At 66.8% G+C, this 12,733-nt stretch carries 12 protein-coding genes; 6 read left to right on the forward strand and 6 right to left on the reverse strand.

The window, feature by feature from the left end:
- Positions 1-50 precede the first annotated feature (50 nt).
- Positions 51-1,286, forward strand: coding sequence for an MFS transporter (locus tag AB4Y73_RS05330; protein WP_441869492.1), 1,236 nt, complete (start codon positions 51-53; stop codon positions 1,284-1,286).
- On the opposite strand, the gene AB4Y73_RS05335 is transcribed toward AB4Y73_RS05330, so the two are convergent.
- From AB4Y73_RS05335 to AB4Y73_RS05345, 3 genes are all read right to left on the reverse strand, one after another.
- Complete coding sequence (locus AB4Y73_RS05335; RefSeq protein WP_441869495.1) at positions 1,283-1,930, reverse strand: phosphoribosyltransferase; 648 nt, start codon at positions 1,928-1,930, stop codon at positions 1,283-1,285. The genes AB4Y73_RS05330 and AB4Y73_RS05335 overlap by 4 nt on opposite strands.
- A 112-nt stretch (positions 1,931-2,042) precedes the next feature.
- Positions 2,043-2,870, reverse strand: coding sequence for an alpha/beta fold hydrolase (locus tag AB4Y73_RS05340; RefSeq protein ID WP_441869498.1), 828 nt, complete (start codon positions 2,868-2,870; stop codon positions 2,043-2,045).
- 179 nt (positions 2,871-3,049) lie between these two features.
- Positions 3,050-4,429 carry an amino acid permease gene (locus AB4Y73_RS05345; protein WP_441869501.1) on the reverse strand — a complete coding sequence of 460 codons (1,380 nt, stop codon included), beginning with the start codon at positions 4,427-4,429 and terminating at the stop codon, positions 3,050-3,052.
- 189 nt (positions 4,430-4,618) lie between these two features.
- Between AB4Y73_RS05345 and AB4Y73_RS05350 the strand changes: the two genes are divergently transcribed.
- Genes AB4Y73_RS05350 through AB4Y73_RS05370 form a run of 5 tightly spaced genes read left to right on the forward strand, consistent with a single transcriptional unit; the run spans position 4,619 to position 10,594 of the window.
- A complete protein-coding gene (locus AB4Y73_RS05350; RefSeq protein ID WP_441869504.1) occupies positions 4,619-5,329 on the forward strand; it encodes an NUDIX hydrolase in 711 nt (236 codons plus the stop codon).
- Positions 5,326-6,660 carry a quinolinate synthase NadA gene (gene nadA / locus AB4Y73_RS05355; protein ID WP_441869507.1) on the forward strand — a complete coding sequence of 445 codons (1,335 nt, stop codon included), beginning with the start codon at positions 5,326-5,328 and terminating at the stop codon, positions 6,658-6,660. The genes AB4Y73_RS05350 and nadA overlap by 4 nt, the downstream gene beginning before the upstream one ends.
- Before the next feature lie 37 nt (positions 6,661-6,697).
- Positions 6,698-8,560 carry an L-aspartate oxidase gene (gene nadB / locus AB4Y73_RS05360; protein WP_441869510.1) on the forward strand — a complete coding sequence of 621 codons (1,863 nt, stop codon included), beginning with the start codon at positions 6,698-6,700 and terminating at the stop codon, positions 8,558-8,560.
- A complete protein-coding gene (gene nadC, locus AB4Y73_RS05365; RefSeq protein WP_441869513.1) occupies positions 8,557-9,429 on the forward strand; it encodes a carboxylating nicotinate-nucleotide diphosphorylase in 873 nt (290 codons plus the stop codon). Before nadB ends, nadC begins: the two co-directional genes overlap by 4 nt.
- Before the next feature lie 7 nt (positions 9,430-9,436).
- The gene (locus AB4Y73_RS05370; RefSeq protein WP_441869516.1) at positions 9,437-10,594 is read left to right on the forward strand and encodes a cysteine desulfurase family protein; all 1,158 of its coding nucleotides are present in this window, start codon (positions 9,437-9,439) and stop codon (positions 10,592-10,594) included.
- A 4-nt stretch (positions 10,595-10,598) separates the two neighbouring features.
- On the opposite strand, the gene AB4Y73_RS05375 is transcribed toward AB4Y73_RS05370, so the two are convergent.
- The 3 genes from AB4Y73_RS05375 to AB4Y73_RS05385 all read right to left on the reverse strand — a co-directional run bounded on the left by AB4Y73_RS05375 (position 10,599) and on the right by AB4Y73_RS05385 (position 12,702).
- Positions 10,599-11,090: a GtrA family protein gene (locus AB4Y73_RS05375; protein WP_441869519.1), complete on the reverse strand. Its 492-nt coding sequence runs from the start codon at positions 11,088-11,090 to the stop codon at positions 10,599-10,601.
- Positions 11,091-11,107: 17 nt separating this feature from the next.
- Positions 11,108-11,956, reverse strand: coding sequence for a fumarylacetoacetate hydrolase family protein (locus tag AB4Y73_RS05380; protein WP_441869522.1), 849 nt, complete (start codon positions 11,954-11,956; stop codon positions 11,108-11,110).
- Between the two features lie 80 nt (positions 11,957-12,036).
- A complete protein-coding gene (locus AB4Y73_RS05385) occupies positions 12,037-12,702 on the reverse strand; it encodes a DUF1684 domain-containing protein (RefSeq protein WP_441869524.1) in 666 nt (221 codons plus the stop codon).
- Positions 12,703-12,733 lie beyond the last annotated feature (31 nt).

Here is a 12,733-nt window from a genome sequence, read left to right on the forward strand (position 1 = left end):
TTTCTCCGACGGTCCCGGTTGCCACCGCAGCCTCGGCTAGCCCCACCACCGTGACCCCACCGCCTGCCGGCCGCTTCGCCAGGCTTCCGCACCTGGCCGGCCGCAGTTTCATCCCGCTCGGCCTGTTTGCCCGGCTGCCTGTCGCCATGCTCACCGTGGGCGCCCTGACCCTGGTCACCTCGGCCAGCGGCTCCTACGCTGCGGGCGGTATGGCAGCCGGAGCCGTAGGGATCGGAGCTGCCGTCGGGGCGCCGGTTTTCGGTGCCCTGGCAGACCGCCACGGGCAGCGGCCCGTGCTCCTGGTGGCCGCAGCGCTAAACGCCCTGGCCGTCATGGCCCTGATCGGTACGGCCTGGATTCCGGCCAGCGGGTCTTTCCCTGCCGCGCTTGTCGTGGCAGGCTTCCTCGCCGGTGCCACGTGTCCGCAGGTGGGACCGCTGGCCCGCGTCCGCTGGATGGCCCTGACCTCCCGCAACACGGGCCAGGACGCAGGCCGCGACCTGGATACAGCGTTGTCCTACGAGGGTACGGCCGATGAACTGACCTTCGTCCTCGGCCCGGCACTGGTGGGGATCCTCGCCAGCCTGGTGGCCCCGTGGCTGCCGCTGGCCCTGGCCGTTGTCATGACGATTACGCTGGTGCCCGCTTTCGCCGTGCATCCCACCCACCAAGCCGTGCCGTTGAAACGGGCCGCGGCAGCCGGGGCCGGCAGAATCCCTGCTGCCGTGGCGCTGCCCGTCCTGGCCATGGTGGCCATGGGCACTTTCTTCGGCTCAACGCAGACGGCGCTGAGTTCCTTTTCCGCCAGCTTCGCCACCTCCGAACTCGCCGGGCTGCTGTATGCCGTGATGGGCTTGAGCTCCGCCGCTGCTGCCCTGTCTGTGGCCTACTGGCCCAGGAGCTTCGCGCCAGTGGCCCGCTGGATAGTCAGCGCGGCACTGATGGCGGGCCTCGCGCTGCTGCTGGTGGTGCCGGACTCGTTGGGCGGGATGGTCGGCGTGCTGCTGGTCCTGGGCCTGCCGGTGGGGCCCGTCATGGTCACTGTCTTTACCATCGGTGGAATTGTTGGCCCTGCGGACCGGCTTGGAACGGTCATGACTGCGCTGGCCAGCGGGATTGTGGCCGGCACGGCGCTGGGAGCGTTCCTCGCAGGCCAGCTTGCCCAGGCACATGGCTACGAGGCCGCCTTTTTTGTTCCTGTTGTTGCCGCGGCTTCGCTTTTTGTGCTCGGTATGGCAGCTGCCGCCCTGTTCCGGAACCGCCGGCAGAAGGGAATGAAGGACTAAGCGCGCAGGAAGCTGATGGCGTCCTCGTCGGTCAGTTGTTCGAAATGCCGGTAAAAGCTTCCCACGGCGCGGAACTTACCGGGCAGGTGCAGGCACAGGACGGCATCGCAGACCTGGGACACAGCGGTGTAGGCCTCCACCGATCCCACGGGGGCGGCGGCCACTACGGTTCCGGCGCCAGCCGAGCGGACTGCCTCCACTGCGGCACGCATCGTGGCTCCGGTGGCGAGGCCGTCGTCGACCAGGAGGACTGTTTTGCCGGTGAGCTCGTGCCTGATCCCCGGGTACGTTTCCGCCCGGCGGAGGAGTTCGGCCCGCTCGCGGGCCTCTACCTCGTCCAGCCACTCCTGGCGGCCGCCGTGCTCAAGGACCCGGGCAATCAGTGGACGGTTGAGCAGCCGCACTACGCGCCCCTCGGACCATGCCAGGGCACCGTACGCTGTTTCATCGTGGCCCGGAATGCCGAGTTTCCTGACCAGTACGGCCCCGAGGGGAAGATACAGGGCTTTGGCAGCAGCAGCCGCCACCGGGATGCCGCCACGGGCCAGCCCCAGCACGATGGCATCCGGGCGTTCGCGGAACTGCGTTAGCACCGCCGCCAGTCGCTCACCGGCATCGGTGCGGTCTTCAAAACGCGTGTTCATTGGCCCCTCTTCGGCTGTTCCGGCCCTGCTTCCAGCCTACCTTCTGCGGCCACAGCGGGAATCGCCCGTCCTGGTTTGCGGGGCGGGAGTCAGAAGAGAGCGGCTCAGGCGGTTAGACACCCAGGAAGGAAATGGCACCCTGTTTGAAGGCCCGGCTGGTGATGGCGTTGGTGTGGTTCCGGCCGGGCAGCACCAGCCGTTCGGTCATCGACCCTGCCCGGAGGCCGAGTTCGGCAAGCTGCGCCATGGTGGCGGCTCGTTCGTCCTTGTCGCCGGCTACCAGGAGCATGGGCATATGCGGCACGGCTTCGGCCGGATCGAAGGGCTCGGCCTTGATGGCTTCCACCAATGAAAGTAGCGCGAAAATGTTGTTGCTGGGCAGGAGCATGGCCATCTTCAGCAGCCCGGCCGTGGACTCGTCGGCGATCGGCGTGCCGTCAGCGAGGTAGCGCTGGGCGCCGATGAGATCGAAGGCGGCCAGCGGATCAGCGATGTTCGGTCCGCCCAGGACCATCCGGTGAACAAGTTCGGGTTGCGTGGCACCGAATTCCCAGGCCAGCCGGGAGCCCAGCGAATAGCCCACGACGTCAACCCCGCTGGCGGGGTCACCTTCGTGCACGGGCCGCACACCGGCGTCGAACACTATCTGCAGCAGATCCGCGCGGATCCTGCTGGGAGAATAGGAGTCAAGATCCTCCGGGGCGCCGCTGCGGCCATGCCCGGGCAGGTCCACGGTGATCACGCGACGTCCTGCTTCCAGGAAGGAAGCCAGCCAGCCCGTGTCCTCCCAGTTCAGCTTGCTGGACGAGGAAAAGCCGTGGATCAGCAGGACTGGCCGGAGCCCCGCATCGCTGGCCGGATCGTGCACCTCGACGTACAGCTGGGGGTCGGTGCCCTCCACGGTGTGCGAGTGCATTTCGCCGGTGTGCCTGCCGCTCATAGTGTCAGTCCTCGTCAAGTACGGCGCTCAGGCGGACCCGGCGCTTCGGTGCGTCATCCTCGCACCACTTTACCTGCCTGCGGCCTGGGCGGTTCACCAGCGGTTTTAGTCGTTCCACACGCCGCATCTGTGTAGCACTAAGTGTCGTTATGGGGGCTCATAACGACACTTAGTGCTACCTACTTGGGCTGGCGTTCGCGCGCGGCGAGCCGGGCACCGAGCCGGCAGGCTCCGGCAATGCAGGCAACCAGGACAAACGTGCTCAGCAGTTGGACCCGGCTGCTTTCGGCGCTGAAGCCGACGGCGAAGATCAAGGCAAGCAACACCAGTCCGAACACCGTCAGGCCTGGGAAACCCTTCATCCGCAGGGGCAGTCTGGTCCCGTCCCGGTCCGCCCGGCGCCGGAGGACCAGCTGCGACACCAGGGCGGTGCCCCACACCACCAGGCACGTGGACCCGACAAGCTGGAAGAGGGCCGGCAGGATCCGGTCCGGGAACAGCAGTTCAAGGACGGTGGCGAAGAAGCCGAACGCCACGGAAACGGCCACCGCAATCACAGGCACGCCGGTACCGCTCAGTCGCGCCAGGAACCGCGGCGCCTCGCCGCGGTCCGCCAGCGAGTACGCCATGCGGGAGGCGCCGTAAAGGTTCGCGTTCAGGGCGGAGAGAAGCGCGACGACGGCAACAAGGGTGATGGCCGTACCGGCACCCGGAATCCGGGCTGCGTCGAGCACGCCCGCGAAGGGGGAGGCCAGGCCCCCGGAAGTCACCGGCAGGACTGCGGCGATCACGAAGACGGAGCCGATGTAGAAAATGAGGATGCGCCACAGGACGGTCCGGACAGCCCTGCCCACGCTGTGCTCCGGATCTTCGGTTTCCGCTGCGGCCACGGCCACGATTTCGGTCCCGCCAAAGGCGAAGATCACCACGAACAGCGCCGTGGCGATGCCGCCCAGGCCGGCAGGGGCAAAATCGGAAGTGATGTTTGCCAGTCCCGGCGAGGCGACGTCGGGGAGGATGCCCAGTAGCAGCGCAGCCCCGACGGCCAGGAACAGGACGATGGCAGCAACTTTGAGGATGGCGAACCAGAATTCGAATTCGCCAAAGTTCCGGACGCCGGTCAGGTTGATGGCGGTGAACGCCACCATAAAGATCAGCGCCAGTGCCCACACCGGGATGACAGGCCAGACGGTAAACAGCAGCCCGGCCGCGCCCAGCGCCTCGGCGGCGATGACCACCACCAGCTGGAGCCACCACAGCCAGCCCACGGTGGCGCCGGCCGTTTTACCCAAAGCCCTTTCTGCGTACACGGAGAAAGCCCCGCTGTTGGGGTTCGCCGCAGCCATCTCGCCCAAGGCCCACATCACCAGAATGATCAGCGTCCCGGCGACCAGGTAGGAGACCAGAACGGCCGGTCCCGCTGCGTGGACCCCGGCCCCGGAACCAAGGAACAGCCCGGCACCAATTGCGCTGCCGAGGGCCATCATGGTGAGCTGCCGGGGTTTCATGTTGTGGCCGAGGTGGGATTCCGGACGGGCTGCTGTGGACTTCGATGTCATGCCTGTGAACCTTCTTGGGGATGGAGGCCCCCTGAAAAGGGACCACTTGAATTTACCCCCTCCGCCGTTGGTCCGCGAAACATTTTGATTCGCAGGGGAGTGGTCGTAGAATCAGTTCTAGTCAGAATGACTTTAACTAAGCGATGATGCGGTAGCCCGGCGGCCGGCATAGGGAGTAGGTGAGCAAGCATGTACACAAGTTCAGCCAACGTTTCCGAACGGGCCACGGCAGCGCCGCTGCTTGCCATCTCCACCGTCATCTTTGCCTTGCGCCCCAGCGAATCTTCGGGCCGTCCCACGTTGTGGATTCCGCTGGTCCGCAGAATCCGCGAGCCGTACAAAGGGTTGTGGGCCCTCCCCGGCGGCCCCCTGGCCCACAACGAATCGTTGCAGGACGCGGCCTCGCGGAACCTGCAGGAGACCACCGGCCTGGCCCCGAGTTACGTGGAGCAGCTCTACGCGTTCGGCGGCCTGCACCGTTCGCCATCGCAGCGCGTGGTGTCCATTGTCTACTGGGCGCTCGTCCAACCCACCGAGGCAGCCTTGGCCGACGAATCAGAAAACGTGAAATGGTTCCGGGCGGACAAAGTTGGTGACCTGGCCTTCGACCACAACGCGATCGTCGACTACGCGCTCTGGCGGCTCAGGAACAAGCTGGCCTACGGTTCGGTGGCCTACCACTTCCTGGGCGAGTACTTCACGCTGGCCCAGGTGCGCGAAGTCTACGAAGCCGTCCTGGACACGCGCCTGGATCCGGCCAACTTCCGCCGCCAGCTCAAATCCACGCCGGAGATCGAAGAAACCGGCGAATACCTCCAAGGCGGCAAACACCGCCCCCCACGCCTCTACCGCTTCACCGGCCGCCCCGGCCTCGACCCCGATAACAGGAGCACACCATGAGCAGCGTCAACGCAGCAATCCAGCTGATCACACGCGAACAGGCTGAGAGCACGGTCCGCGCTGCCACCGGGCTCGCCGCCGCGGGCAAGGCACCTTCCACCTGTAGCCCGGCCCTGGCGAAGGGCCCGTGGGAGTACGACCTTGCCGAGGCGCTCGCGGGTGCCCCGGCTTACGGCCCGGGTGCGTCCAGTGCGGACGTTGCCCCCGCCGCAACCCCGCGTCAAGGCCAGTTGCCGGAGGAGTACAAGCTCGCCAGTGATGCCGAGCTGGATGTGCGTATCCGCGCTGCCAAGGAAAAGCTGGGCGACCGTGCCGTGGTGCTGGGCCACTTCTACCAGCGCGACGAGGTCATCCAGTATGCGGACTTCGTGGGCGACTCCTTCCAACTCGCCAATGCCGCACTCACCCGGCCCGACGCCGAAGCCATCATCTTCTGCGGCGTTCACTTTATGGCCGAGACCGCGGACATCCTCTCCACACCCGACCAGGCAGTCATCCTGCCGAACCTCGCCGCCGGCTGCTCCATGGCGGACATGGCCGACACGGACTCTGTAGAGGAATGCTGGGAACAGCTTGAGGAGATATTTGGTACGGAGAAGGACGACGCCGGCCGCGTGCCGGTCATCCCGGTCACCTACATGAATTCCTCCGCAGCCCTGAAGGCTTTCTGCGGCCGCAACGGCGGCATCGTCTGCACGTCCTCCAACGCCAAGCTGGTCCTGGAGTGGGCCTTCGAGCGGGGCCAGCGCGTCCTGTTCTTCCCCGACCAGCACCTGGGCCGCAACACCGCCAAGGCCATGGGCGTGCCGCTGGAGCAGATGCCCATGTGGAACCCCCGCAAGGAACTCGGCGGCAACGACGAACAGGCGCTGCTCGATTCGCGCGTCATTCTGTGGCACGGCTTCTGCTCCGTCCACAAGCGCTTCAACGTGGCCCAGATCGAGAAGGCCCGCGCCGATTTCCCCGGCGTCAATGTGATCGTGCACCCCGAGTGCCCCATGGAGGTTGTTGACGCGGCCGATTCCGCCGGTTCCACCGACTTCATCAGGAAAGCCATTGCAGCCGCCACAGAACCCACCACGTTCGCGATCGGCACCGAGATCAACATGGTCAACCGGCTTGCCGCCGAGTACCCGCAGCACACCATCTTCTGCCTGGACCCCGTGATCTGCCCCTGCTCCACGATGTACCGGATCCACCCCGGCTACCTCGCCTGGGTCCTGGAGGAACTCGTCGCGGGACGCATCGTCAACCGCATCACCGTGGACGACGCCGTCCAGGACAACGCCAAGACTGCCCTCGAGCGTATGCTCGCCGCCCGCCCGCTGTAGTCCCGCTGCAGTACCGGAAACCCGAAACGAGCCTGTCATGACAGCAGAGAGCCCAGCCCCCCGGCCGCGTCCGCAGCGGCTGATCGTCGTCGGGAGCGGCATCGCGGGACTGTACGCCGCACTGCTTGCTGCCGACGCCAATGCGGAGGTGGTGCTGATGACGAAGGGTGCGCTCGCGGACAGCAACACCTTCTACGCCCAGGGTGGCATCTCGGCCGTCTTGGACGAGCCGGCGCCGGGGGACACGGTGGCGGCCCATATCGCAGACACGCTCAAAGCCGGGGCGGGCCACTGCAACGAGGAAGCTGTCCGCGTGCTCTGCACTGAGGCGCGCATGGATATTGCGGGGCTGCAGCGCTTCGGCGTGCGCTTTGATATGGACGACGACGGCGATCCCGCCTTGGGTCTCGAAGCTGCCCATTCCGCGCCCCGGATCCTGCACGCCGGCGGCGACGCCACGGGAGCCCGCGTGGCCCAGGCGCTCATCAGCGCCGTACTTGACGCCAGCGCCGCCGGGAGAATACAGGTCATTGGGCACGCCCAGGCGACGTCCCTGCTGCAGGGTGAGGGGCGCGTGACGGGCGTCAATTTCCTCCACAACGGGCGGGAGTTGGGCGTCCACGGTGACGCCGTCCTCCTCGCCACCGGGGGAGCGGGCCGGCTCTTCGCCCAGACCACCAACCCCGCCGTCGCCACTGCAGACGGACTGGCCCTCGCCTGGCGGGCCGGAGCCGCCGTGGCCGACCTCGAGTTCTTCCAGTTCCACCCCACCTGCATGGTCCGGCCTGCCGACGCGCGGGAAACCGAAGGCAACGGGTCCGAAGCCAACGCGGACCCCCTGCTGATCTCCGAAGCTGTCCGCGGCGAAGGCGCCATCCTGGTGGACGCCCACGGCGAACGCTTCATGCCCGCCTACCACCCCGACGCCGAACTCGCCCCCCGGGACGTGGTCTCCCGGAGCATAGCCCTGCACCTTGCCTCGCTCGGCGACCCCAATGGTCATGTGTTCCTCGACGCACGGGTGATCGAGGCCAGCCGCGGCAACGGCTTCCTCGCACAGCGTTTCCCCACTCTCAGCGCCCGCACCCGCGAGGCCGGCATCGACTGGACCCTCGAACCCTTGCCCGTAGCACCGGCGGCACACTACTGGATGGGCGGCGTTGTCACCGACCTTCACGGCCGGACGTCGGTGCCCGGGTTGTTGGCTGCTGGGGAGGTTGCCTGCACCGGGGTCCAGGGTGCTAATCGTCTTGCCAGCAACTCTCTGCTTGAAGGACTCGTCTTTGGGCGCCGGGCGGTTGAGGCTTTTCTGTCGGCTGGTCCGTCGCAGGACACCGATGCTCCGCTCGCTGTCTCGGCCGCGGGCGGCCTCCCCTTGACGCTCGCTTCCGCACCGCTATCCCGCGACTCCATAGGTACGGTGGGCGCTTCTGAAGCGCCCGTCGGCAATTATTCACCAGTCCCGTCGAAAGCAGCATCCGGCGAACCTGACACCTTGGCCTGCCCGCCCATTTCTCGGCGGTTTGAAACTGTCCCGGCACCCGGGTCGGTTGATACGTCGTTCGCTGCTCCCGGGGTGTTTTCTCGGGATGGTCTTCGGCGGCTTATGACGGCCAATGCCGGGGTAATTCGGGATGGGGGGTTGTTGCGGGAGGCGGCTGGTCTGTTGGGGGGCTGGGCTGCTGATGTTGTTCCCTTGCAGGCGCCGGAGTCGGTGGATGTCCGGGTGCATGAGGATGCCAATCTTTTGTTGGCTGCCCAGCTGTTGGTGCACGCTGCGCGGGAGCGGCGCGAGTCCCTCGGCGCGCATTACCGCAGTGACAGCGTGGCCTCAGACGCCGCCGTCGAACCTTTTGACCAGCGTTACACCATGAGCCGGAAAGCGAGCCTCGTCCAATGACCAGCCTGACCCTCCCCGCAGCACCCGTCCGGGACATCCTGGAACGGGCGTTTGCCGAGGACGCGCCCAGCGGCGACATCACCTCCCAGTTGCTCATCCCGGCCGAAGCCCGCGCCACCGCGGTGCTCAACGCCCGGGTCCCCGGTGTCTTCAGCGGGGGGACAGTGTTCCGCGACGCCATGAAGCTGGTTGACCCGGACACCGAGGTGGAGCTGCTGCTCGCCGACGGAGAAGCGTTCGACGCCGGCACGCACCTTGCCCGCGTCACCGGCAGCGCCCGCTCGGTGCTGCTCGCCGAACGCGTCGCGCTCAACCTGGTCCAGCGCATGAGTGCCATCGCCACCAAGACAGCCGAATTCGTGGAACTTGTGGGCGGCACCAAGGCGCGCATCACAGACACCCGCAAGACCACCCCCGGACTGCGCGTCCTCGAGCGGTATGCCGTGCGCTGCGGCGGGGGAGCGAACCACCGCTACAGCCTGTCCGACGCCGTGCTGGCGAAGGACAACCACCTCGCTGTCATGACCGGCGGTGACCCCGCGAAGCTCACCACCCTGTTGGCCGCGGCGAAAGCCCAGCTGGGGCACACCACGCACTTTGAAGTGGAGGTGGACAGCGCCGAGCAGATCGAACCCGTGCTCGCCGCCGGTGTGGACACCATCATGCTGGACAACTTCACCATCGACGAACTCCGTGCCGGTGTGAAGCAGGTCGATGGGCGGGCCATCGTGGAAGCCAGTGGCAACGTGAACCTGGGAACCGTCGCGGAGATTGCCGCCGCCGGGGTGGACGTCATCTCGATCGGCGGGCTCACCCACAGCGTTGCCGCCCTGGACCTCGGCCTGGACGTCGAACTGAGGGCCGGCTGATACGGCCGTGATCTTCCTCGACGCCGCCGCCACCACGCCCGTCCGCCGCGAGGTCCTGCAGGCCATGTGGCCTTACCTCAGCGGCGAGTTCGGCAACCCCTCAAGCCACCACACGTTGGGCGAGGCCGCGGCATCAGCGCTCGCGGACGCCCGCGCAGCGGTCGCCAAGGTGCTCGGCTGCCGGCCCGGTGAGGTGACCTTCACCTCGGGCGGCACCGAGGCGGACAACCTGGCCGTCAAGGGCATCGCCTTGGCCCGGCAGGCTGCGGATCCGGCCCTTAACCGCGTGGTGATCAGCGCCGTCGAACATCCTGCGGTGGAAGAATCCGCTCGGTACCTGGCGCGGTTCCATGGCTTCACTGTGGACGTGGTTCCGGTCGACAGCACCGGGCTGGTGACCCCCCAAGCGCTCGCAGCAGCGCTCCGGCCTGAGACGGCACTGGTCAGCATCATGTACGCCAACAATGAGGTGGGCACCGTCCAGCCGGTTGTTGAACTGGCGAAACTGGCACACGCCCGGGGCATCCCGTTCCACGCCGATGCCGTCCAGGCCGCGGGCTGGCTCCCACTGGATGTCAGGGAACTGGGTGTGGATGCGTTGAGTATTTCCGGGCACAAACTGGGGGCGCCCAAGGGCTGCGGTGTGCTGTACGTCCGCGGCCGGACCCGTATCGAACCATTGCTCCACGGCGGCGGCCAGGAGCGCGGCAAGCGTTCCGGTACGGAGAACGTGGCCGGGGCAGTGGGGCTGGCCACCGCACTGACCTTGGCGCAGGATGATCAGCTCCAGACGGCTCACCACGTGACGGCGTTGCGGGACGGCTTCATCCGGGATGTCCTGGCCGCCGTTCCCGGCGCTGTCCTGACCGGCCACCCCACCGATCGGCTGCCGTCCGTTGCATCATTCTGTTTTCCCGGGACCAGCGGCGAATCGGTCCTGCTGGAGCTGGAACGGCAGGGTGTGGTCTGCTCAAGCGGCTCAGCGTGCGCTGCGGGTTCGGATGCGCCCTCGCCGGTCCTGACCGCGCTGGGAATCGACGCCGAAGTCGCGCAGACGGCGGTGCGGTTCAGCTTCAGCCCAACGGTGACCGCAGCGGAACTGGAAGCGGCCGCCGAAGCCGTGGGCGCCGCCGTCGGAAGCGTCCGGACCCTCGGCCGCAGCTAACGGCTCAGATGTGGCGGGCGCGGCGAAAGATCCAGTGCCGCAGCAACGTGAACCGCAAGGCTGTGGCAACAAAGCCGGACAGGGTTGTGGTCCAGAGCTCGTCGCTGACGGTGGAGGCCGGATGCACCGCGTGCAGTATCCCCAGGCTGCCGCCGGTGATGAGCAACGCGATGGCGATGAGGATCAGCCCGTTCAGATGATCCTGTGCCCGCTTCCGGTTGGACGTGATCTTGAAGGTCAGCCGGCGGTTCAAGGCGGTGTTCATCACCGACGTCACGATGAGCGCCGCTGCATTGGCGAGCTGGGGATCAACCCACTGCCGCAACAGCGCGTACAGTGCCAGCGAGGAGGCGGTGCAGATGACGCCCACACCGGTGAATCGGATGAGCTGCCGTACCGCCGGGAACCTGAAAATTCCGGGGTAATGTCTGGTGGCCGGCGCGCGCCGGGCGGGCTGCTGCGTCAGCTGGGCGCTCGGCGCAACAGGGGATTCCATGGGTCAAGCCTGACATATCAGGCGGCTGATTCCTCCCAGGACGCAGCTTTGACGGGGTTGATGAGTTCGCCGATGCCCTCCACCCGGCACACCACGGTGTCACCGGGGAGGATGCGCGCGCATTCGGCCGGGAAGCCGGTGAGTATCAGATCGCCTGCATGCAGGGTCATGAAGGAGCTGAGGTAGACCAGGATTTCGTCCACCTTCCAGCCAAGGCGGGCGCTGCTGGCGGCCTTGAGTTCTGTGCCGTTGTGGACGATGCCAATGGAGAGGTCGGCGTCGTCGAGCCCGGTGACAATCCAAGGGCCAATGGGGGTGAAGGTATCCTGGCTCTTGGCGCTGATCCACAGTTCATCCGACTTCTGCAGGTCCCGCGCGGAGACGTCGTTGCCGATGGTGAAGCCCAGGACGGCGCTCCGGGCGGTTTCCAGCGTCAGGCCGCGGACTGCCCGGCCTATGACCACGGTGAGCTCGGCTTCCGGGTCAACGTAGCCAACCGTGGAACTCAGTTCAATGGCGTCGCCGGGGCCGATGACACTGGTGGCGGCCTTGTGGAAGGCCTGCGGTGGAAGGTCCCGGCCGGGCTGGCCGGTGTTGTGCGCCATGCCCAGGACATTGGCCGGCACCGAGGGCGCCAGGAAGGTAAACGAGCCCTCCATCACGACAGCGCCGGTCTCCCAGCCGGCGCGTGCAGGGCTGTTGGCGTTGGCCCGGGAAGCCGCGAAGGGGGACTCGACAACTGTCCAGGACCGTCCGGCCTCCGAACGGAAATCGGGGGCGTCGTTGGCCACGAAGAAATGCTCGTCGGCAGCAGCGGGGGACAGTGGGCGGACGCGGGCGAGGCGGCGTGGAACGCTGGAAGTCATGAAGACATCCTACGTCCTCCGGGTAGGGTTCGACGGCGGCCCGTAACGTGTGCGCGGTGGTCCGGTCACTGGGGGCCAGCTTAGTACAGCTCGCCCACCGGGATCTCCACCGCAAGGCGGTTGGACGGACCGGGCAGCGGGCAGGCCCAGGCATCGTTATACGCGCAGGACGGGTTGTAGGCGAAGTTGAAGTCCAGGACGAACTCGGCGCCAGGGCCGGAGCCGTGGACTCCATGGAAGGCGCCCTTGATGGTGTCCAGAAGGTACCGTCCGGCGCCGTAGGTGCCCCCGGGCTTACCGGCGGTGGCATCGCGGAACGGAACGAAAATGCCGCCCCCGTACCCGTGTAGCTTCCACACGCCAAGCTGGCCCAGTTCGGGGAGGTCGAACGTGCCGAGCCGGATGAACCGGATCACGCCGTCAGTGGTGGTCTCGGCGGTCATCTCCCGCCCCGCCCCTTCAAGAGTCAGCGGCACATAGAACCGGTACACAGGATCGTAGTCCGCCGTCTTCAGGCCGGAAAACTGCGCCTTGGCCTCAGGCGTGAGGGCTGACGCCGGGTGGGTCCCGAACATGCGGTCGCGTTCATGGCGCCACAGGGAATGGGCCTCGGCGGGGTCATCGGCGGCGATTCTCCGCACTGTCTCATACAGTGCGAACGTCCTAAGCCGCCAATCCGCGATGTCGAGGGCAGAGATGTCCGCCTGGCCCAATTCTTCTTCTGTGCCGAAATGCTCATCCCTCATGCTCCCCAGCCTAGCCCCTTGGCTGCGGGGA

The sequence above is a fragment of the Pseudarthrobacter sp. TAF60_1 genome (assembly GCF_052113505.1).
GTDB lineage: Bacteria > Actinomycetota > Actinomycetes > Actinomycetales > Micrococcaceae > Arthrobacter.

Excerpts from the sequence above, each read along its gene's own strand:
- nadC (WP_441869513.1), top strand. The coding sequence starts at position 8,557 with ATGACCAGCCTGACCCTCCCCGCAGCACCCGTCCGGGACATCCTGGAA.
- AB4Y73_RS05345 (WP_441869501.1), bottom strand. The coding sequence starts at position 4,429 with ATGACATCGAAGTCCACAGCAGCCCGTCCGGAATCCCACCTCGGCCAC.
- AB4Y73_RS05375 (WP_441869519.1), bottom strand. The coding sequence starts at position 11,090 with ATGGAATCCCCTGTTGCGCCGAGCGCCCAGCTGACGCAGCAGCCCGCC.
- AB4Y73_RS05340 (WP_441869498.1), bottom strand. The coding sequence starts at position 2,870 with ATGAGCGGCAGGCACACCGGCGAAATGCACTCGCACACCGTGGAGGGC.
- AB4Y73_RS05380 (WP_441869522.1), bottom strand. The coding sequence starts at position 11,956 with ATGACTTCCAGCGTTCCACGCCGCCTCGCCCGCGTCCGCCCACTGTCC.
- AB4Y73_RS05385 (WP_441869524.1), bottom strand. The coding sequence starts at position 12,702 with ATGAGGGATGAGCATTTCGGCACAGAAGAAGAATTGGGCCAGGCGGAC.
- AB4Y73_RS05350 (WP_441869504.1), top strand. The coding sequence starts at position 4,619 with ATGTACACAAGTTCAGCCAACGTTTCCGAACGGGCCACGGCAGCGCCG.
- nadB (WP_441869510.1), top strand. The coding sequence starts at position 6,698 with ATGACAGCAGAGAGCCCAGCCCCCCGGCCGCGTCCGCAGCGGCTGATC.
- nadA (WP_441869507.1), top strand. The coding sequence starts at position 5,326 with ATGAGCAGCGTCAACGCAGCAATCCAGCTGATCACACGCGAACAGGCT.
- AB4Y73_RS05335 (WP_441869495.1), bottom strand. The coding sequence starts at position 1,930 with ATGAACACGCGTTTTGAAGACCGCACCGATGCCGGTGAGCGACTGGCG.